The following is a 20,115-nucleotide window of genomic DNA, read 5'->3' on the forward strand; positions in this document are numbered from 1 at the left end:
TAAGTTCATATAGCAAACTTATATGCAAAGTTTTAAAAAAAATGTACTCATAGCGGCGGGCCTGCTCATTGCCATGAATACTTATGCGCAGCAAAGCAACCCGCCCATTGGTTTAAAAACGCTGCTTAATCAGGTTGATCAGAACGCGCCAACACTGCTAACTGATTCGGCCGCCATTGGCATTCGCCGGGCACAGGCCGCCGAAACGCGCAGCAACTGGTTACCCAACTTAAAATTAAATTACCAGGCCGATATCGGCACCAACAACAATGTGGCGGGACCGTATTTTACTTTTGGCATTATCCCGTCCAATTCAAAAGTACGCACCGAAAGTAATACAACAACCGTATCGGCAAACGTAGGTGTTGCGGCGCTCGACTGGGAAATTTACAACTTTGGCGCTTATGGCGCTCAAAATAAAGTAGCCAATTCTGACGTGCAGGTAGAGCAGAATCAATTTGCCCGCTCACGCTACCAATTACAGGCTTATACCATTAATAATTATCTGCAATTATTAAGGCTGCATGATTTGCTAACCATACAGGCCCGTAACATACAGCGCAACGTCGAGATTCGCCGCTCTATCCAGTCGCTGGCCAAAAGCGGCGTAAGGGCCGGGGTTGATACCAGTATTTCAGAAGCCGAACTATCAAAGGCCCGGTTAAATTATATCGAGCTCAGCAACCAGGAAAAGCAGGTACAACTGCAGCTTTCGGCGGTAAGTGGTCTGCCATATCAATCCATCATTCCTGATACTACTGCCGAAATAATGCTGATGGGCCAATCGCCGGTTTTACAATCTTTAAGTCCGGATACGGTGAACCACCCCCTCATCAATTATTACAGGTCGGTATATCAAAACAGCCTGCAACGGGAAAACCTGGTTAAAAAAAGTTATAACCCTAAGATATTGTTAGAGGGCGCCGTTTGGGGCCGGGGTTCCAGTATTGATGCCAACGACCATTTCAACAGCCTGTCAAGCGGCTGGGGTTTTGATCGTAACAACTATCTGGTTGGTATCGGCATATCCTACAACCTGGTCGATCTGCGCCGCCGGCAGCTTAAACTGCACACCCAAAAAGCCACTACCAGTTATAATGCGCAGAAACTGGCCGAGCAGAAGCAAATGCTCTCCATCAGCGCCAGCCAGGCCAATGTTGAGCTGGAAACCGCCCGGCAGCGCCTGCAGGAAATCCCCCATCAGTTAAAGGCAGCCAATGACGGCTATCGCCAGAAACTTTCCCTGTATAAAAACGGGTTAACGGATATTATTGAGCTCAACGCAGCTCTCAATATCCTATACCGTGCCGAAACAGATTACGCGCAGGCTAAATACACCTATTCGGGCGCGCTGTTCCAGAAAGCGGTTACCGAAAATCAGGTAAATACAGTTTTAAACCTTTTAAAATAATTTAACTATGTCAATGGTCACATCCGCACTAAAAAGGCCCATTACCACGGTGGTGATCACCGTGAGCCTTTTGATATTTGCAGTGCTCAGTGCAATAAAAATACCCATAGATATTTTCCCGCAGTTAAACCTGCCCACCATCTATGTAATTGAGTCGTATGGCGGTATGTCGCCGCAGCAAATGGAGGGGTTTTTCTCCACCCGCCTGCAGGATCAGTTTTTGTATGTAAACGGGGTGAAAACCATCACCAGTAAAAACATACAGGGCTTAACCATGCTTAAGCTGAGTTTTTATGAAAGCACAGATATGGCCGAGGCCGAAGCCCAGGTAGCGCTGCAGGTTAACCGTGCCATGAAGTTTTTTCCTCCCGGCGCTTTGCCCCCACAGGTAGTGCGTTTTGATGCGTCGTCATTGCCGGTTGGGCAGCTGGTGTTATCTGCACCCTCGCGGAGCCTGAAAGAAATATATGACATGGCCGCAACCCGCATCAGGCCCATGTTTGCATCGGTTCCGGGCTTATCCGCCCCGCCGCCTTTTGGAGCCAATTCCCGCTCCATAACCGTAAATGTTGACCCCAATAAATTACGCAGCTATAACCTGACATCCGATCAGGTGGTAGAAGCGTTGGCAAAGTTCAACGTGATGTCGCCATCGGGCTATCTTCGTATGGATAATACCATGTTTGTTACAGCCATCAATACGCTGGTTAAGCAGGTTGATGAATTTGGCAACATTCCGGTGGTAACTAAAAACGGGGTGCCTATTCTTGTAAAAGATGTAGCCCGTGTGGCCGATGCCAGTGACGTTACGGTTGATTACGCGCTCATTAACGGCAAACGCTCGGTATATATCCCGGTTGTAAAAACGGCTGATGCCAGTACCTGGAGCGTGGTACAATCGCTCAAAGGCAAGATACCCGAAATGCAGAACCTGTTGCCTGAAGATGTAAAGATCTCTTATGAATTTGACCAGTCGGTATTTGTGATCAACGCGGTAAAAAGCCTCATGACAGAGGGTGGCTTAGGCGCGCTCCTTACCGGCCTCATGGTATTACTATTTCTGCGCGACTGGCGAAGCAGCCTCATCGTGGTGATCACCATACCGGTTTCTATCCTGATTGGGGTGCTGCTGCTAAGCCTTTTCGGGCAAACGATTAACATCATGACGCTGAGCGGGCTCGCGCTGGCCATAGGTATCCTGGTTGACCAGGCTACGGTAACCATCGAAAACATACACCAGCACCTGGAAATGGGTAAAAACAAGGCCCAGGCTATTTATGATGCCTGCGAAGAAATTTCCTTCCCGTTATTACTCATACTGCTTTGTATTCTGGCTGTATTCGCGCCATCGTTCCTGATGAACGGGGTACCCAAGGCCATGTTTTTGCCTTTATCCATGTCAATAGGGTTAACCATGATCGTATCATACGTGCTGGCGCAAACCCTGGTTCCTATTTTATCAAACTGGCTCATCAAGGCCGAAACCTATCAGCACTATGAACACGGCGAATTGCACGCCCACGCGGGTGAAGCCCTGAACAAGCCGCAGGAGGGGCAGATCATTCACCACTTAAAACAAGAGCAGCAGCACCCCGAAAAGAATGACCTTTTTGAACGGGTAAAATTGCGCTTTATGCACATTATACAAAGTTGGATGCCTGCCAAAAAGATCATCGTTCCGGTTTACCTTATTGTGGTAATTGCCCTGGCAGGTTTATGTTTTGTTTTTATTGGGAAGGATATGATGCCAAAACTGAATAACGGCCAGTTCCAGATCAGGATAAAAGAACCCGACGGCACGCGGCTGGAACGCACCGAAGATAAACTGAAACAGGTGCTGCAAATTATTGACAGTACGGTAAATCATCATGTAGCCATCAGTTCGGGCTATGTGGGGCTTATACCCAGCAGCTATGGTTCCAGCAACATGTACATATTTAATACGGGTACGCATGAAGCTGTTTTGCAGGTTAACCTCGACCCTGAATATAAAATGAACATGGATGAGCTGAAAGACGCGCTCCGCAAAAACATAGCCTCCAGGCTGCCCGATCTCCGCCTTACTTTTGAACCTATTGACATGACCGAAAAGATCATGAGCCAGGGAGCTTCTACACCTATAGAAATACGGGTAGCAGGGAAAGACATGGCGCAGATAGAGGGCTATGCCAATAAAGTACTGACGAAACTGAAAAATATCCCGTACCTGCGCGACGTGCAAATTGTACAGCCGCTCAGGTTCCCGGTAGTAACCATCACTTTAGACAGGCTGAAGGCAGCGCAACTGGGTTTAAACGTTACCGATATTGCCCGCTCGGTTACTGCCAGTACCTCTTCCAGTCGTTTTACCGAAAAAAACCAGTGGCTGGATGAAAAATCGGCCTATACCTATCAGGTACAGGTGCAAATTCCCGAATATGTAATGAATAACATGGCCGAGCTCAAAGAAATTCCGCTGGTAAAAGGGCAAAACACACCAGTATTGGGAGATATTGCCACTTTTAAAGTAAAATACGTTCCGGGCGAATATGACCGGTCGGGCCCTCGGCGTTTCCTTACCGTAAGCGCCAACATTTACAAAAAAGATCTGGGCACCGCTACAAACGACGTACAACAGGCTATCAAATCGGTAGGCGCACCACCACGTGGCTTACTGGCCGAGGTAAAAGGGATGTCGAGCCTACTGACCGAAACGTTAACCAGTTTACAGAACGGGTTGCTGTTTGCTATTTTGGTGATACTCTTACTACTGGCCGCCAATTATCAATCGTTTAAATTATCGCTTACAGTACTGTCAACCGTACCGGCGGTTATACTGGGTTCTTTAACAGCATTACTGCTCACAGGTTCAACACTTAACCTCCAATCGTACATGGGTATGATCATGTCAACCGGGGTTTCGGTGGCCAACGCCATCCTGATTGTAACCAATGCCGAAACCTTAAGGTTGGAATACAAAGATGCAACCCGGGCAGCCGTTATCAGTGCATCTATCCGGTTAAGGCCAATTCTGATGACCAGTTTGGCCATGATGGCCGGCATGGTCCCGATGGCATCGGGCATGGGCGAAGCGGGGGAACAAACCGCGCCACTTGGCCGGGCCGTTATCGGCGGGCTGTTTGCCTCCACCATTGCGGCCCTGTTCATATTGCCGCAGGTATTTGCCTGGGTTCAGCAAAAAACAACTTATAAATCGCCGTCATTAATGGAGGGCGTAAAAACCAATCAAACTAAAGAACTTCAAACTTTAAGCATAGAGCCATGAGAGCAACATCAATCATATTAACGGCAAGTATTTGCCTGTTTGCCGCCTGTTCGGGTAATCAAAAACCTGTGGATATGACCGCGCAACAAACAAAAAACACTAAACAATATGAAACGGGAACAGTTACCGAACGCGCGCTTTCGGGCAGCGCCCGCTTACCGGGACAGTTAAAACCTTTTAATGAAGTAAACATTTTCCCCAAGGTTAATGGCTTTGTTAAGAAGCTTTATGTAGATCGCGGCACCGTCGTAAAAAAGGGTGAATTATTAATTACGCTGGAAGCACCCGAAATGGAGTCGCAATTGCAGGCTGCTAATTCTCGTTACCTGCAGGCCCAGGAAACTGCGGCAGCCAGTAAAGAAAAATATCGCCGGTTAAAAGAAGCGGCCAAAGAGCCGGGTTCTGTTTCGCCGCTTGACCTGGATAACGCCATGGCCAGGATGAAAGCCGATGATGCTATGGCCCGTGCAGAGGAATCAAATGTTTCGTCGGTACGTACCGTGCAGGATTACCTGAACATCCGCGCGCCTTTTGATGGCATGATCGTTCAGCGCAATGTATCACCGGGCGCACTGGTATCACCCGGCAAAGGAACCGACCAGCCCATGCTGGTGCTACAGGATATCAACAAAATGCGCCTCGAGGTTTACATCCCGGAAGATTATGTTGATAAGGTTGATCTGGAACAACCCGTTAAATTTACATTTAACGCCATGCCCGGCAATCAGCAAACGGCTAAAATAAGCCGCTCAGCCAATTCATTGGGCAGCATGCGCTCAGAAGCTATTGAAATTGATGTTCAGAATAAAAGTGGACAGCTTAAACCGGGCATGTATGCCGAAGTAAGCATCCCCCTGCTATCGGGCGCTAAATCATTACTGGTGCCTAACAACGCCATTGTACGGTCGACGGAACGCGAATATGTTGTCGCGGTAAAAAACGGAAAAGCTGAGTTAGTAGATATTAAAGAAGGCATGGCCAGAAATGATTCGACCGAGGTTTTCGGCAATTTAAAATCCGGCGACAGGATTGTAAACCATGCTAACGACGAATTAAAAGCAGGAATATCCATTCAATAAAAAATAAAAGCCGTCCTTCAATTAGCTTTGGGCGGCTTTTATTTTGTCGTATTTGCCCTCTCAATTGTCGTATTCGCCCCTCATTAATTTGCGTTGCAACACTCATTTTTGTATTGTCAATTAATCTGTACACACTAATGGCGCATCAATATGGCACACATCAATTCATACTTAACTTTTAACGGTAACTGCCGGGAGGCCATGACATTTTATCAGCAATGCCTTGGGGGTGAACTGATCATTCAAACAGTTGGCGAATTAACCTTACCGCTTGCCGAGCCTCTGCCGCCATGTATGGAAAACTGCATTGTACACTCCACCCTGGTTAACGATGCGTTAATAATTACCGCCTCTGATATGGTACCTGAAAACGGGCTGATCAAGGGCAATGCTGTTTCGCTGCTATTGAACTGCAACAGCGAAGAAGAAGCACGGTCTTTTTATGCCGACCTGTCGGCCGATGGTGAAGCTACGCACCCTTTAGAAAACACATTCTGGGGAGCTATTTTCGGCGACCTTACCGACAAATTCGGTACGCATTGGCTCATCAGTTGCGAAAATCAGGACTAACACGAGTTCAAACCACACTCAACTTAGCCTTTTGGGCCCGTATTCTTTTATGATGATATATATAGGAAAAGGCAATCAAAATATATCCTATGAATATAGGTGAAACCTGTAATAATGAATCGCCCGAAGAAAGCCCGGAATATATAGCGCCGGTGAGATCAAAAACAAATCCTGCGTAAGCCCATTCTTTAACCCTTGGATAACCGGGAACCAGTATGGCAATAACTCCCAGTAATTTGGCCGCACCCATAAAAGGCGACAAGTAGGCCGGATAGCCCAAATGCTTAAACACAGCAAGGGCTTCAGGTACAGATAACAGATCAGGTATAGCGCCCAGCGTTATTAATACAAGGAACAAGCCGGTAACTACCCAGTAAATGATGTTGATCTTTTTCGCGTTCATTAATTTGGAATTAGGTTATTTTATTAAGGTTGATTAAGGCATACCTCAGTACCGTGAACCGAACTCAAAGGCTTCACCCTTTGATTATTACGAACACGTTTTCCAAAACGCGACAATATTAAAGCAACCTTGTCATATTTAGCCATATTAACCAGTAATACGCTTACCAAAATAACCAACGTCCGAATATCTGTAACCTCGAAATATTTTCATGTGCAAACAAGGTACCCAGCAACACCGCGATAACCGGGTTAACATAGGAGTGGGTACTTACCTGCGTAGCCGGGCGTACCTTTAATAACCAGATATAAGCGCTAAATGCAGCTATAGAACCAAACAGAATGAGGTAAACGATAGCCAGCCTTGACTGAACAGAAACCTGTGCAAAGTGAAAGGAATGAAATTCATGATTAACCAACGCGGCGGGTATAAACGCCAAACCCGAAATGATCATTTGCCACGAGGTATTTACCCTGGCGGGAGCATCGCTTGCTCTCTTTTTAGAATACAATGAACCAGCCGACCAGGCTATAGGGCCAGCAAGCAGCAAAACCAAGCCATTTAGCTGCGCATAACTAATGGAACCTGCGAGCGATTTGCTGATAGCTTCGCCAAACAACATGATCACGCCTGCAAAGCCAAGTATGAGGCCGGCAACGGTTGTTCTGCTTTTAAGATTAACGTTCCAGTTCACCTTATCCAATACCACAAACCATATTGGGTTGGCCGATACCATGATGGCCACCATGGCGCTGGGCAGGGTGCGTTCGGCCCAGATCACTATACCTGTGGCAACAAACAGCATCAGCAAACCGCTTACGCCCGAGGTGATGATGTCTTTTGTAACCCATAACTTGTCGCCTTTAATGGCACACCATGTTAATAACAATACACCCGCGGAAAAAAAACGCAAGGCGCCAAGCAGCATAGGCGGAAAGCTATGTACAGCCATCTGGATAAAGAAATATGTTGAACCCCATACCACGTACACAATGGCAAAGGCGATAATTACCAAAAGGGCTGATGGTTTATATGATGACAGGGTTTTCATATTATTTAATTTTTTCGGGTACTATAGTAGGTTTATTTTTTTCGGCGATATAGAACACGAGGAGCTTCGCCGCTTTATTGGGGCTGGTATTTTTGGTTACCGCGTGCAAGCCGTTGGGTTTTTCATAAAAGGAATCGCCGGGCTTGTAATGGTTGGTTTTTCCTTCAAATGTCGATTCCAGTTCACCTTCCAGCAAATAATCAAAAGTTGGAAACGGGTGCCGGTGAGCCTTAGATACGCTTGCGGGCGGGAAAGTTACCACCAGCATCTGCACTTCCTTATTGTTTATACCGGGTTGGTTCAGCAGCTTTTTAAGCAGGTAGGTTTCGTTTATTTTATCATTTTGAGGGTGGTGATTTTCCACACGTACCCTGCCTGGGTCGAGCATAAAAAGGAATAAAATACTTATTAATAATGCTTTCATTTTATTTAAAATTTGTGGTTAAAAACAGCCTCAAAACTGTTTCTGTCCTGGTAAATACCTAATTGTTTATTGATTTTTTTGTTCATCAGCCGGGAGTCGAGGCTCCATGAATAGTTGGGTAATGTGGCTAATAAAAAGCTGCCGGCACTCAATGTAAACACAGAATAGCCCAGCGGCGATTCGATACCGAACGATATGGCCATGGCTACTGCAAAACCTAAGCTTAACACGCCACTGCCTAAGGCAGCCTGCCGGGTGAACAGGCCCAGTAAAATTAAAAGCCCGAATACAGCTTCGCCAATAGTTGCTAAGGCAGCCAGCGCCGGTATTAATGATGCGGGCAAAAAACTCATTACCTGGGCGGCATAGGCTATAAAGTGCCCCCAATCGCCCCAGCTTACATGTGGCTTACCATTGGCTCCCAACATCCCTAACCTATCGGCAACTTCCCATAAATAAGCCGAGCCGATAGCTATCCGGAGATACAGGGAGGGTAATTTATAATTTTGAACAATTTGCATAACGTAAGTGCTTTAATAACAATAATTAAAGATACCTACATACTGGACCATTCAACTGGTCCACAAAAACAAACCAGATGGTCCAGACTATATAATTCATTAAATTAATTGGACTATCTTTATATGTTTGTAACTATCGTTCAAACAGACCAGTTATGTTGTTGACAGAAAACCTTATAAGCATGGATAAATCGGTTCAGACACCGATTTATCTGCAAATAGCTAACAGTATTATAAACCACATCAGGCAAGGGAAACTGAAACCCGGTTCGGCATTGCCGGGAAGCCGCATACTCGCGCAAAACCTGGCCATCCACCGGCAAACGGTAGTTGCTGCTTATGATGAGTTGTATGCACAAAACTGGGTCGAGATTTATCCCCGGCGGGGTATCTTTGTAGCTCAAAACCTGCCCGATATAGCGCCCCGCCCCCTGTTGACAGCTTCCGGAAAGGGCGGATCCGCATCGAAAACTTATTTTGATGTTGATGATCATAAGATCCCGTACCCGCTGCAGTTTAAACCCGCCAACAATACCAATCTAATTTTTAATGAAGGTTTTCCGGATACCCGTCTGGCTCCGGTTGAGCTCATTGTACGCGAATACCGCCGTTTTGCCAACTATCATTTCACATCCAAGTACCTGATGTACGGCCCTGAGCATGGTTCAGAAAACCTGCGGACAGAACTTGCCCACTTTCTGGGTGAAACGCGGTGCCTGCAAGTTAACCCCAACCATATACTGATTACCAAGGGTGCCCAAATGGCCTTGTATCTTATCGCCCAGATCCTGCTTTCAAAAGGCGACACCGCCATAGCTGCCGACCCGGGATACCTTGAGGCAAATAATGTTTTTGAACAGGCAGGCGCTCAGGTGGCGCTGGCTCCTGTTGATGAATGCGGAATTGATCTGGACGCGGTTGAGGCTATCTGCAAAAAGAAAAGGGTAAAACTGGTATACGTAATCCCGCATCATCACCGCCCCACTACGGTAACATTAAGCGCCGAACGGCGTATGCGGCTGCTGGAACTTGCACGTCAGTACCGCTTCGCTATCATTGAGGACGATTACGATTATGATTTCCACTATTCCAGCGGACCCATATTGCCTTTAGCCAGCGCCGACTACTACGGCAGTATCATCTACATCGGGTCGTTTTGTAAAACTATTGCACCGGGTATCCGTATTGGCTTTATGGTTGCTCCTCCTAACATGATCATGCAGGCCACGAGACTGCGCCGCCTTATAGACAGGCAGGGGGAATTGCTCCTGGAGGAAGCCATGGCTAACCTTTTAAAAAATGGCGATGTAAGCCGTCACCTGAAAAAAACCAACAAAATTTACCACGAAAGGCGCGACATATTTTGCAGCCTGCTGCAGGAGCAACTTGACGGGTACATCAGCTTTAAAGTTCCGGATGGTGGTTTTGCGGTTTGGATAAATTATTTAAACGGCATAAAAGCTGATGAAGTAGCTCAAAAAGCAGCAGCCAATGGCCTCACCATGAGTGATGGTAAAAGCTATTATCAAGAAAAAGGCCGGCCACTGCATTATGCGAGGCTGGGTTTTGCGTCCATGAACCCTAAAGAACTGGAAACTGCTGTTGATATATTGGCTGCTTCTGTTAAAAAATTGTATCAATAATTCACATAATCTTCGGTAAAGCTGCCATCGGCGTATAAGTCGATAACGCCATATCCAGGGGCTGTTTCTCTGCGGTTGCCTTCCCACCAGGCCCCGCTAACGGCGCCATTGCATATATAGGTAACATGGTTGTAAACCACCTTATCGCGTAAATGAATGTGGCCGCTCAGGCACAGTTTAACATTGGGGTGCCGGTAAAACAGGCTGATTATTTTAGCATTATCGGTATGCATATCGCCTCCCAGCATAACCCATTTATTCACGGTGTTATCTTCAATAAGGTTGGTCGCGGTTAAAATGGGGATATGTGTGAGTACCAAAACAGGCATAGATGGGTCAGTGGTTTTAAGTTCCTGCTCAAGCCAGGCAAACTGCTCTTCGCCCAGTTTACCAATGTACCAGGTGTTGTCAATATCTAAATGAACACTATCGAGTATAATAAATTTCCAACCGCCCTGGGTAAAGCTATAGTAAGGCTTAACCAAACTTAACTGATCCATGGAATATTTTTTCCCATAAATGGCCTGGCCCTTATCATCCTCGTTCCACCAAATGTCATGATTACCCAGGCAGTAATGTACAGGTACGCTGCACTCAGCCTTCATTAACGATTTACTAAGCTGCCACTGGTCATTAATGGTGCTGATGTTTTCCTTGTTCATATCAAACACCATATCGCCGCCATTCAATATCAGATCAACTTTGGGTGTTTGCTGCTGCACATGGTGCAAGCATCTAGCAAACCGGGCCGGGGCATCAAACTTATTTTTAAGATGGATGTCGGTTAAATGTGCTATCCGTAAAACCGGTTTTTTCTCTGCAGATGTTTTGGCGAACCCCAGGGATGGTACCAAAAGCAATCCACCAATATTTTTAAGGGCTGATCTTCTTTGCATAGTGTTTAACTGTAGGTGCAAATTTGCTTTATCTGTTTCTACTTTATCTTAAATCAGGGTTAAATATGATGTTAAAATTTGATCTTAAGTAATATCCGGAATTATTACCCCGGCAAGCTGCTGCCAGTTGGTTATATTTTCGTCAATACCAAGCATGCCCGCAATCAGCGTGTAAATAGCTGCCGGAGTTTTGCCATTCTCCCGCAGGTACCGGACAGAGGTAGCCCCCGCCGATTTGGAAAGTTTTTGACCCGAGGTTTCTGTAAGCAGGGGATGATGATAAAAAGCTATTTCTTTAAAATTATTTAACCCCAACGCTGATGACAACTGATGCTGGGCAAGGGTTGATGGCCACAGATCTTCACCCCTTACTATCAGGTCGATTTTGTAAAAATCATCATCAATTAAGGATGCCAACTGATACGCAGGGAAGCCATCTTTCTTTTTAACGATAAAGTTATACATATCGGCAGGCAACACCGATTCAATGATTTGATGGCTATAATCTTTAACCATGATTGGGTTGGCATTGGTAACTAATCTCCAGCTTGCATTTTCGGCAGTTAGCGGCATTTTGCGGTTAAAGCATGCGCAGTGCCGATTAAACTCAGCGTCGGCCAATTGTTTACGGGAGCAAGTGCATGCAAAAACCAACCCATCATCATATAATTGCTTGAACGCCTCCTGGTAAAGCGGCATACGGTGCAGCTGGGAGTAATTGCTTTCAAAATCATGCACATCACGCGGACCCTCATCCCAGGGTATTTCTAAAAAATGGAGCGTATCAAAAATATCCTGCAGGTACTGTTTGTTAACCCGGGCCCGGTCAAGGTCGTCTATCCGGAGCAATATGCGGGCCCCGTGTTTACGGGCAATACCCGTGGTAATTACAAAAGACAGCACATTGCCCAAATGCAAATAGCCGCTTGGTGTAGGTGCAATGCGGGTTTTATGATAACTGGTAATATTGCTTATCACGCTCAACAAATGTGTACATGTGCCAAAGTACGAAAAGCAAGCTTCCGGTTAAATACCTGACCGGATATTTTTACATTTGCCGAAAAACAAAAAATGATAGTACACCACGTTTTATTCTGGGTAAAAGCAGATACATCCGAAGACCAGAAAATCGCATTTCGTAAAGGTCTACAGTCTTTAGAGGCTGTAGAAGTTATAAAAACATTGCACATTGGTACACCCGTTATGGCTATCGACCGCCCTGTTGTTGATACCACTTATACCTTTAGCCTAACCGTATTTTTTGATGACCTTGCCGCGCATGATGTTTACCAGGTTCACCCGGTGCACAAAGCATTCTTAGAGGAATTCCGTGTATTTTTTGAAAAGGTAGTTATTTACGATGCCGAATAAGGATACCTTATAAAATAAACAGGCCGCTTAAATGAATTTAAGCGGCCTGTTTGTTATGATTAAATAATATTATAAAGAATGATTTAGTACCTGTGCCTCTTCATAAGTATTGGCCAGCTCCATTTGCTGATGCACCTGGCTTACTACAGTATAGGCATTCCCAATATCGAGCCCAACTGCCTGATTAGAATGACCCGGGCCACACCATTGTGCCGAGCGTAAACAATACCCTAAACTGGCCATATTCTCGGCCGTGTCCGGAACAACAATATCCAGTACACCGTCAAATTCATTTTTAAAGCAATCAACCAGTTCGGCGTATTTGGCGCCGCCGCCTACCAGGTACAGGGTATCCGCCTTTTCAAAATCGCTGTCTATAAAAGCTTTCTTTAACGTTGGCGATAATATCTCATCATAATAATTGGCCAGGTGGTTGCGCCTGATATCAATAAGGTCTTTCCGTTTGCGATCCAAAACTATTTTTCCATTCTGAAAGCTTTGGTTAACCATGTGTTCATTTTTCATACCCAAATTATAGCTTTTGCTTAATTCGGCATGCAGGTTATTAACAGCATAGCGTAAACCAGAAACACTCATGCAGGTACGGGTAATTAGCCCGGTATCCATACTTAAACCTGTTTCGCAGGTTCCGTAGCCCAGGCTCACAATAAAAAAGTTACCCTGTTGTTTCAACCCTTTACGGACAGCCATAATGCAGCCTAAAATTTCGGGCATTACTTCAACGTGGCGTACGGTAAGCTGTATGCGTTTGTGCGCATTGCTGGAGTAGGTATCGGCGTTAAATTCAATAAATATATCGCGGGGAGTAAAAAAGTCAATGGCCTGCTGCTTGTAAAGCTCATAAGTGGTGTAAGGGAACCCGGTAGTAAGCACCAGTTCGCCCGACTTGGCCCCGGAAGCCATCAGCAATCCGGCTTTGGCCAGCAACTGATAATCTGCCTCTGCCGGCGAACTGTTCAGGTTGCGGTAAGGGGCATAACCCTGGGTAAGCGCCAAATCGCCGATCAGATAACCTGCGCCCGCTTCATAAAGCTGGATGCATTTTTCGGGATCAGAAACTACATTTATTAAAGGCTGGTTATATCGTTCAACAACGCTGGGAATACTTAGAGATTTAAAGTTCATAAGGAATAGTTTGTCCCTAAAATATTCAACGGCAATGAATATGATATTAACCCGATAAGAATTTATTGTTAAACTTTCAGGTATTTTATTTAACCTTTATTATCTGTAATGCTTCCTGAAAATTTATTCTGTACTCAATTACATTAACTATTAATCAACACTGCATTCTGCAGCTTTCAATAAATCCAATACTTCGGCCCATGACCTAACCCGCTGATGATGTGTAATATTTGCATTATGGGCAGCATTAAACATGATGGTAACCCCTTTAAATTTATCTAAATTCTTGGGGTGGTCATCTATCATATAATCGGCATTGATAATGCTTTTATCTCCGCAAAAAACAATGTTGTTCCAGGCTATAAACGGAAAATGTTCCTGCAACCATTCATATTTTTCGGGTAACGACAATGGAAACTCCATAGCTGCCGATACGATATAAATTTCAAAATCCTTCATTAATTCCTTTATAGTCTCAACCGCGCCCGGTATTACAGGAAGGGTGCGGAAAAAACCAGGCGAGAGGATGAAATTGCGTATGGCGTCTTTTTCCGGAAAACCCTCTCCCTCGGGCTTACCAAGCATTTGTTCATACGGAATGTTAACACCATAGGCATTATAATACCATGTTAAATAGTGCGCGTCGGTATCGGCCAACACACCGTCCATATCTACAGCAATTCTTTTTAATGTTTTCATATTGCAATATTATGCAATATATTTCAAATAATTGCAAATTAAAATTCACAACATTGCAACAATTTGCAATTCTGATTTTATTTCTATATTTGCCTATGCTAAAAGCGGAGCGACTTCAAAAGATAGTAGAGCAAATTGCCAAAGACAATAAAGTTATTCTTGACGACTTGAGCAGGCTGCTTAACGTATCGACAGATACGATAAGGAGGGACATTAAAGAGTTATCTGATAAAGGCTTGTTGAAGGCGGTACGGGGAGGGGCAATTATAGGTTCGCCGGTGCACCCCCATTTTAAAGAGCGCCAGAACATTGATACACAACATAAAAAAGTTATCGCTCAAAAGGTACTGTCGTTTATTAAACCCGGCCAGGTGATTTTGGCAAATGCCGGCACTACAACAACCGCCGTTATGGAAGCGCTGCCCAGGGACATCTCCCTCACTGTTATTACCAATAGCTTTCCCATTGTATCTGTTTTAGAGGATTTCCTTAATGTAAATGTATTTTTTATTGGCGGCCAGCTTAACAAGCACAGCTTTTCAACAACTGGTTACGAAACCATCGAGGCCATCCGTAATTTCAGGGCAGATATATGCCTGCTGGGTATTTGCAGTATCGACTTAAAACTTGGAATTACAGGTTTTACATACGAAGAGAGTTTGATTGACCGCGCTATGATCGAGACATCAAAATATGTAATAGCCTTATCTACCTATGAAAAAATAGGAGCATCTGACCCATATTATGTATGCGCTGCCAATGCCATTGATGTAATCATTACAGAGAAAGACCCATCCATAGCCGACCTGACAGGTTTTAAGGATGCGGGTATCACAATTAAATAAGTACGCTATTTAAGCAGCTCCCTGGGTGTTATGCCAAAACGCTTTTTAAAAGCACGCTGAAAATGCTGCGGATGTGCGTAGCCCAGCTCATAAGCAATGGCAGAAATATTTTTCTCTCCCTGGTAAATAAGCCCTTTCGACGCTTGAAGCCGCTCCTCCTGCAAAAGCCCGAAAACACTGGTATCAAACACCTGCTTAAAGTACTTTTTTAGTTTAAATTCATTTAAACCGCAAAGTCGCGAAAGCTCAGCCAATGAGGGCGGATAGCTCAGGTTATTAAGCAATATCTCGCGGGCATAATAAACTTTTTCAAGATCAGTCTTAGAAATGGCTGCCTCCTTTACCTCATAACCGGTAAGCACCTCGCATTGCCGGCAAAGCAGGTCCATTACTTTAGATTCAAAATACAGCTTACGCAGGCTCAGTGGCGAGGGACAATCCCAAAATGAATCAAAAAAGTATTTCATGTGCTTACTGAACCCATTTGCAGGCGAATGCAGTACAAAGGGTTCGCCTTTTGCTATTTTTTCGGCAAATGGTGCCAGTTCCGGAACATAACTGTCAAACAGGCTCATCATTCTTTCGGGAGGGATATGTGCCGAGAATATGCGATGAGTACCCGCCCCTTCCAGGCAATTCCTTTCGATGGAATACGGGTTGAACAAAATATTATGGTATCCTTTTTTAAAACTATATTGTTTTAACAGCCCTTCGTTGGTTTGGCTGATACTACCTTCCAGCATAAAATTCATTTCAACAAGCGGCCTGTTGTTGAAATGCTCCATCGGCCTGGTTCGCCCGGTGGTGATCATAGTGCCATCAATTATGCCCATACCATCCGTAATTACCAATTTCAAATGGCCTTCCCGATCAGTCATGGGTGTTTTAAACTCCTGAACAACCCCCTCCGGAACTTTCAGGATTTTCTCCATGCTGAATTCAGTCAGCGTCTCTTTTTGATCATTCCGGTTACTCACTGGATAATATTATTTCATTAATGGTACAAATTAATCCTTTAAATGCCCTGTTCTGCAATAGCCAACCAGCAGTTTTGCATAAATAAGCAGGCACATTAAACAAATTTAATTGAATAAAAATGGAATTACATAAAAAGGTACCCGTATTAATAGTTGGTGGCGGAATTTCTGGCTTAACGGCGGCCTTATTTCTTTTAAAACATGGCGTTACCCCGTTATTGGTTGAACGGCACCGGTCAACCTCAATTCATCCCCGGGCCAGGGGCTTTGATGTACGCAGCATGGAGCTTTACCGCGAACTTGGGTTAAGCGAGCCGATACGCAAGGCCGGCGAAGCCCTGGCACCAGGTTGGGGAATCCTCACCGGCGTTTCGCTGGCAATTGCCTTAAAAAACAAAAAACCAAGAAAAGGTGAGGCTGTCAGTTCGCCCAGTGAAATGAAGGGATTGGGGCAGCTGAAAAAACTTAGTCCCGAAATGGCGGCACGCTGCACCCAAGACCTGTCAGAACCTATATTGCTGCAAGCTGCGGAAGAAAGGGGAGCGGAAACATGCTTCCACACCCAACTGCTCTCGTTTACACAAAATGAAGACGGGGTAACAGCCATACTCAGAAACAGGGATACGGGTGAACAGCAAACCATACAGGCAGATTATATGATAGCTGCCGATGGCGCCAATAGCAGTATCCGCGAAGTTTTAAAGGCCGAAACCACTGGCCCAGGTGCATTAGGGAACTTACTGAATATTTATTTTGAGGCTGATCTTACCGATTTTGTGCGCGGCCGCGAATTTAGTTTGTTAAGAATTGACGATGCCGGCATAAAAGGTTTACTGGCATCCATCAACAACAGCGACCGGTGGGTATTTCATCTGCACTATGATGTAACTAAAGGAGAACGCCCTGAAGACTTCACCCATGAGCGTGTTATTACCATTTTACAAAAAGTAATTGGTTTGCCGCAAATAAGTATCAGGATCGTCAGCATATTACCCTGGCAGCCGACAGTAAAGGTGGTAACCGAAATGCAGCATGGTCGCATATTTTTGGCCGGCGATGCTGCCCATGTCATGACGCCCTATGGCGGCAAAGGGGCCAATACCGGTGTGCAGGACATACATAACCTTGCCTGGAAACTGGCGGCCGTTATACAAGGAAAAGCAAACCCGGCCCTGTTGCATACTTACAGTACCGAAAGGCAACCGATAGGCCGGTACAATGCGGAGCAATCCGGCAAAATGACCAACGAATATGGGCTGATAAAACGTATGAACTTTACGTTTTTGGGCTCATTTCTAACCGTAATGCTCATCAGCTATCTGCGGCTTCAAAAATTATTCCCCAAAACTCCTGTTTCGCTTTTGGGTAACTTGCTCGGTTTACCCGTATACCGGTACTCGTCGCCAGCCATAACCGACGGCGATTCTTCCACCAAAGGCTATATTAAAGTTGATGCGCTTACAGCTCAACCCGGCACCCGGTTTCCGCATTTATGGATAATGCACAAAGAGGAAAAAATATCCACTCTCGATCTCCTCGGAAAGGGTTTTGTATTGTTTACCGGCATTGATAATATCTATTGGAAACAGGCGGTTATGGCTGTAAACAAGGAGCTGGACATAACTCTATACAGTATTGGCGACAATGCTGATCTGATTTACACCGATAAACCCATTCAGGATACCCTACAGATTGCTGATACCGGAGCCGTGCTGGTAAGGCCCGATGGTTTTGTGACCTGGCGGTGCAAAGAACAGACCGCGGCATCTCCGGAAAAACTCTCTGCGGTTTTGAAACAAATACTGGGTTGTTAAAGATATTCTTATTCGGCAATGTGGAAAGCACTTACATTTTGGACGTAGCCCACCTGTCATCCTGAACTTGTTTCAGGATCTCACAGAATGTTTAGGCCGCTTGCTGTAAATGACTTGTTAATGGGATGCCGAAACAAGTTCGGCATGACTTCCTTTGTGTTTTGGTGTGGCTAATCTGTTATCCTGAGCCCCGTCGAAGGATCGTGCGTTGCAGGCCCACTCACCATGCTTCGACGGGGCTCAGACTGACGGCCGCCTTTAAAAAAATTTGTCTTCCTGAACGACAGTGAAGGATCTATTTTGCTGCTGCTTAGTTCTACAATAGATCCTTCGTACCTCAGGATGACAAATTTTTTATTTCGTTATTGAACGGCTCTACTTTAACTCCCGTGTTACGCTGGTGTAATCGGTATAAATGTATTTCCCTAATAGGGTACGGTGCAGCATCAGCTTGTAAGTTCCCCAAGAGCTTTTTACTTCGGTTTCTACAATATCTTTTGTTGCTTTTGAAGGAGCGGTTGCAGGTGCCTTTTCATTTAACAGTTCATACACTACCCGTCCATCCATTTGCGGAGGTACAGGCAGGTGCAGCAAATGCAATACCGTGGGGGCTATATCAACATTTGAAGTTGGCAGTTCGCTTTCATAACTTTTTTTAAAATCGGGCCCTGAGGCAAGTAAAGCGATATGTACCTCGTACGGACTAAAACCGCCGTGACCTGCAACACCGCCCGAAAAACTTGTACCCGCATAGCCAAATTTATTTTTGCGGTCGTCCCAGTTACCTCCGGTCAATATATCTCCCGAGCGGGTGGGGTGGTCCCAGTGGATGGATTCAAACGAAAGTGTTCCTTCGACCCAACCTTTCAAATCGCCCTTTTTTGTACCTTTTGTAAACACCGGACCAACATTTTTTTGCTCCTGTAAAACAGCTACTATCTTTTTTATGGTTTCTTTATCGTGGTTTTTTACATAAATAGCGCCATCGGCCATTACTACATCGTCCGATAATATATCTTTTTTCAAACCTTTAGCAATCAGCAAACTTACCACATTGCTGCCACCGCCAGCATGACTTATAAAACCATGATCGGCCGAAATAATGATGTTATAGTTTTTATCCAAATGTTTGCTTTTCAATGAATCCAGGATCCGCCCAAACTCATGATCAACAGATTTAATGGAAGCCATAGAAGTTTCGGCACCTATACCATCTTCATGCGCGGTACCATCAGGGTCTGAAAACCAGATAGCACTTACTTCAGGGCCATCGGCTGCCAGACCAAAATGTATCAGCGCGTCGGCTACCCATTTGTGCTGGGCGGTATTGGGTTTTCCATGCTCGGGAATTGGACCTACTGCATCTACAACGGTATTTTTAAACGATTCGGGCAGTATCATTGACGGATTAACAATAGCGCCACCGCTTACCTTATGGTTTTGCAGCAAAGCCTGTCCGGTTGAACCCGAACTAAACACCATCATGTGTTTGCCTGCGGCCTGCAGCAACTCACCCAGTGGCGTAGCCGTAAGCAGTTTTCCTTTTGTAGCCTTGCTGATGAGGTTCAGCGCCTCAGCTTCGCCGGTGTTTAGCCCTTTCAGTTTGTCCACTTCAGGAAAATACACGGTATTACCCATCAAGCCGGTTTTTGCCGGATAGCTCCCCGTTGAATATGCCGATGAATTTACACGGGTTACTGTTGGGTACACACTGTGATGTTGCTTGCCATATGAGCCTTGTTTGCTAAACGCGTACAAATTCGGCATTGCTTCAGGAGTAATGTAATCGGGCCGCAGGCCGTCAAAGAAAACTATGATTGTTTTGGTAGCTTTAGATTTCGACTGCGCATTTGCACCTGTTGTTATAAAAAGTACTGCAAGAGCTTGCAGTATTATTGCTGTTGATTTCTTGAGCATAGTATTTTGAGTGCCCTTTTAGGCACGATGGCAAAATAAAAGCACCTGTATTACTTTATTGTTAACCCAGCGAAAAGGCTTAC

At 45.2% G+C, this 20,115-nt stretch carries 18 protein-coding genes; 8 read left to right on the forward strand and 10 right to left on the reverse strand.

Annotated elements, in window-relative coordinates:
• Positions 1–22 precede the first annotated feature (22 nt).
• The 4 genes from SNE25_RS00795 to SNE25_RS00810 all read left to right on the forward strand — a co-directional run bounded on the left by SNE25_RS00795 (position 23) and on the right by SNE25_RS00810 (position 6,325).
• A complete protein-coding gene (locus SNE25_RS00795) occupies positions 23–1,411 on the forward strand; it encodes a TolC family protein (protein WP_321563186.1) in 1,389 nt (462 codons plus the stop codon).
• Positions 1,412–1,424: 13 nt separating this feature from the next.
• A complete protein-coding gene (locus tag SNE25_RS00800) occupies positions 1,425–4,676 on the forward strand; it encodes an efflux RND transporter permease subunit (RefSeq protein WP_321563187.1) in 3,252 nt (1,083 codons plus the stop codon).
• A complete protein-coding gene (locus tag SNE25_RS00805) occupies positions 4,673–5,755 on the forward strand; it encodes an efflux RND transporter periplasmic adaptor subunit (protein WP_321563188.1) in 1,083 nt (360 codons plus the stop codon). The genes SNE25_RS00800 and SNE25_RS00805 overlap by 4 nt, the downstream gene beginning before the upstream one ends.
• Before the next feature lie 150 nt (positions 5,756–5,905).
• Complete coding sequence (locus SNE25_RS00810) at positions 5,906–6,325, forward strand: VOC family protein (RefSeq protein WP_321563189.1); 420 nt, start codon at positions 5,906–5,908, stop codon at positions 6,323–6,325.
• Between the two features lie 7 nt (positions 6,326–6,332).
• Here the strand turns inward: SNE25_RS00810 and SNE25_RS00815 are convergent, their stop codons facing one another.
• From SNE25_RS00815 to SNE25_RS00830, 4 genes are all read right to left on the reverse strand, one after another.
• Positions 6,333–6,728 (reverse strand): DoxX family protein, encoded by a 396-nt coding sequence (locus SNE25_RS00815; protein ID WP_321563190.1) that lies wholly within the window; start codon positions 6,726–6,728, stop codon positions 6,333–6,335.
• Positions 6,729–6,891: 163 nt separating this feature from the next.
• Complete coding sequence (locus SNE25_RS00820) at positions 6,892–7,779, reverse strand: EamA family transporter (RefSeq protein ID WP_321563191.1); 888 nt, start codon at positions 7,777–7,779, stop codon at positions 6,892–6,894.
• A gap of 1 nt (position 7,780) precedes the next feature.
• A complete protein-coding gene (locus SNE25_RS00825; protein ID WP_321563192.1) occupies positions 7,781–8,203 on the reverse strand; it encodes a cupin domain-containing protein in 423 nt (140 codons plus the stop codon).
• A gap of 5 nt (positions 8,204–8,208) precedes the next feature.
• Positions 8,209–8,724, reverse strand: a complete 516-nt coding sequence (locus tag SNE25_RS00830; RefSeq protein WP_321563193.1) for a TQO small subunit DoxD — start codon at positions 8,722–8,724, stop codon at positions 8,209–8,211.
• Between the two features lie 182 nt (positions 8,725–8,906).
• Between SNE25_RS00830 and pdxR the strand changes: the two genes are divergently transcribed.
• On the forward strand, positions 8,907–10,367 hold the full coding sequence (gene pdxR, locus SNE25_RS00835; protein WP_321563194.1) for a MocR-like pyridoxine biosynthesis transcription factor PdxR: 1,461 nt from the start codon (positions 8,907–8,909) through the stop codon (positions 10,365–10,367).
• Here the strand turns inward: pdxR and SNE25_RS00840 are convergent.
• Both SNE25_RS00840 and SNE25_RS00845 read right to left on the reverse strand, forming a co-directional pair.
• Entirely contained in the window at positions 10,361–11,263 is a 903-nt protein-coding gene (locus tag SNE25_RS00840) for a metallophosphoesterase family protein (RefSeq protein ID WP_321563195.1), read from the reverse strand. The two genes, pdxR and SNE25_RS00840, sit on opposite strands and share 7 nt — an antisense overlap.
• Positions 11,264–11,347: 84 nt before the next feature.
• Positions 11,348–12,241 carry a glutamate--tRNA ligase family protein gene (locus SNE25_RS00845; RefSeq protein ID WP_321563196.1) on the reverse strand — a complete coding sequence of 298 codons (894 nt, stop codon included), beginning with the start codon at positions 12,239–12,241 and terminating at the stop codon, positions 11,348–11,350.
• Positions 12,242–12,334: 93 nt separating this feature from the next.
• On the opposite strand from SNE25_RS00845, the gene SNE25_RS00850 reads away from it, so the two are divergent.
• Entirely contained in the window at positions 12,335–12,634 is a 300-nt protein-coding gene (locus tag SNE25_RS00850; protein WP_321563197.1) for a Dabb family protein, read from the forward strand.
• A gap of 69 nt (positions 12,635–12,703) precedes the next feature.
• Here SNE25_RS00850 and SNE25_RS00855 read toward each other — a convergent pair whose 3' ends face one another.
• Together SNE25_RS00855 and SNE25_RS00860 are read right to left on the reverse strand one after the other, a co-directional pair.
• Complete coding sequence (locus SNE25_RS00855; RefSeq protein WP_321563198.1) at positions 12,704–13,780, reverse strand: ParM/StbA family protein; 1,077 nt, start codon at positions 13,778–13,780, stop codon at positions 12,704–12,706.
• Positions 13,781–13,930: 150 nt separating this feature from the next.
• The gene (locus SNE25_RS00860; protein WP_321563199.1) at positions 13,931–14,479 is read right to left on the reverse strand and encodes a 5' nucleotidase, NT5C type; all 549 of its coding nucleotides are present in this window, start codon (positions 14,477–14,479) and stop codon (positions 13,931–13,933) included.
• 95 nt (positions 14,480–14,574) lie between these two features.
• On the opposite strand from SNE25_RS00860, the gene SNE25_RS00865 reads away from it, so the two are divergent.
• Positions 14,575–15,324: a DeoR/GlpR family DNA-binding transcription regulator gene (locus SNE25_RS00865; RefSeq protein WP_321563200.1), complete on the forward strand. Its 750-nt coding sequence runs from the start codon at positions 14,575–14,577 to the stop codon at positions 15,322–15,324.
• 5 nt (positions 15,325–15,329) lie between these two features.
• Here SNE25_RS00865 and SNE25_RS00870 read toward each other — a convergent pair whose 3' ends face one another.
• A complete protein-coding gene (locus SNE25_RS00870; RefSeq protein WP_321563201.1) occupies positions 15,330–16,301 on the reverse strand; it encodes a helix-turn-helix domain-containing protein in 972 nt (323 codons plus the stop codon).
• 119 nt (positions 16,302–16,420) lie between these two features.
• Between SNE25_RS00870 and SNE25_RS00875 the strand changes: the two genes are divergently transcribed.
• A complete protein-coding gene (locus tag SNE25_RS00875; protein ID WP_321563202.1) occupies positions 16,421–18,115 on the forward strand; it encodes an FAD-dependent monooxygenase in 1,695 nt (564 codons plus the stop codon).
• A gap of 375 nt (positions 18,116–18,490) precedes the next feature.
• On the opposite strand, the gene SNE25_RS00880 is transcribed toward SNE25_RS00875, so the two are convergent.
• Positions 18,491–20,032: an alkaline phosphatase family protein gene (locus SNE25_RS00880; protein ID WP_321563203.1), complete on the reverse strand. Its 1,542-nt coding sequence runs from the start codon at positions 20,030–20,032 to the stop codon at positions 18,491–18,493.
• Positions 20,033–20,115 lie beyond the last annotated feature (83 nt).

Origin of the sequence: Mucilaginibacter sabulilitoris (assembly GCF_034262375.1) — a bacterium.
In the GTDB taxonomy this organism is placed as follows: Bacteria; Bacteroidota; Bacteroidia; order Sphingobacteriales; family Sphingobacteriaceae; genus Mucilaginibacter; species Mucilaginibacter sabulilitoris.

What these genes read in the sequence shown, in the direction of transcription:
- SNE25_RS00840 (WP_321563195.1), bottom strand. Translation starts at nt 11,263, where the DNA reads ATGCAAAGAAGATCAGCCCTTAAAAATATTGGTGGATTGCTTTTGGTA.
- SNE25_RS00875 (WP_321563202.1), top strand. Translation starts at nt 16,421, where the DNA reads ATGGAATTACATAAAAAGGTACCCGTATTAATAGTTGGTGGCGGAATT.
- SNE25_RS00820 (WP_321563191.1), bottom strand. Translation starts at nt 7,779, where the DNA reads ATGAAAACCCTGTCATCATATAAACCATCAGCCCTTTTGGTAATTATC.
- pdxR (WP_321563194.1), top strand. Translation starts at nt 8,907, where the DNA reads ATGGATAAATCGGTTCAGACACCGATTTATCTGCAAATAGCTAACAGT.
- SNE25_RS00795 (WP_321563186.1), top strand. Translation starts at nt 23, where the DNA reads ATGCAAAGTTTTAAAAAAAATGTACTCATAGCGGCGGGCCTGCTCATT.
- SNE25_RS00825 (WP_321563192.1), bottom strand. Translation starts at nt 8,203, where the DNA reads ATGAAAGCATTATTAATAAGTATTTTATTCCTTTTTATGCTCGACCCA.
- SNE25_RS00810 (WP_321563189.1), top strand. Translation starts at nt 5,906, where the DNA reads ATGGCACACATCAATTCATACTTAACTTTTAACGGTAACTGCCGGGAG.
- SNE25_RS00800 (WP_321563187.1), top strand. Translation starts at nt 1,425, where the DNA reads ATGGTCACATCCGCACTAAAAAGGCCCATTACCACGGTGGTGATCACC.
- SNE25_RS00855 (WP_321563198.1), bottom strand. Translation starts at nt 13,780, where the DNA reads ATGAACTTTAAATCTCTAAGTATTCCCAGCGTTGTTGAACGATATAAC.
- SNE25_RS00865 (WP_321563200.1), top strand. Translation starts at nt 14,575, where the DNA reads ATGCTAAAAGCGGAGCGACTTCAAAAGATAGTAGAGCAAATTGCCAAA.
- SNE25_RS00830 (WP_321563193.1), bottom strand. Translation starts at nt 8,724, where the DNA reads ATGCAAATTGTTCAAAATTATAAATTACCCTCCCTGTATCTCCGGATA.
- SNE25_RS00815 (WP_321563190.1), bottom strand. Translation starts at nt 6,728, where the DNA reads ATGAACGCGAAAAAGATCAACATCATTTACTGGGTAGTTACCGGCTTG.
- SNE25_RS00880 (WP_321563203.1), bottom strand. Translation starts at nt 20,032, where the DNA reads ATGCTCAAGAAATCAACAGCAATAATACTGCAAGCTCTTGCAGTACTT.
- SNE25_RS00805 (WP_321563188.1), top strand. Translation starts at nt 4,673, where the DNA reads ATGAGAGCAACATCAATCATATTAACGGCAAGTATTTGCCTGTTTGCC.
- SNE25_RS00860 (WP_321563199.1), bottom strand. Translation starts at nt 14,479, where the DNA reads ATGAAAACATTAAAAAGAATTGCTGTAGATATGGACGGTGTGTTGGCC.
- SNE25_RS00850 (WP_321563197.1), top strand. Translation starts at nt 12,335, where the DNA reads ATGATAGTACACCACGTTTTATTCTGGGTAAAAGCAGATACATCCGAA.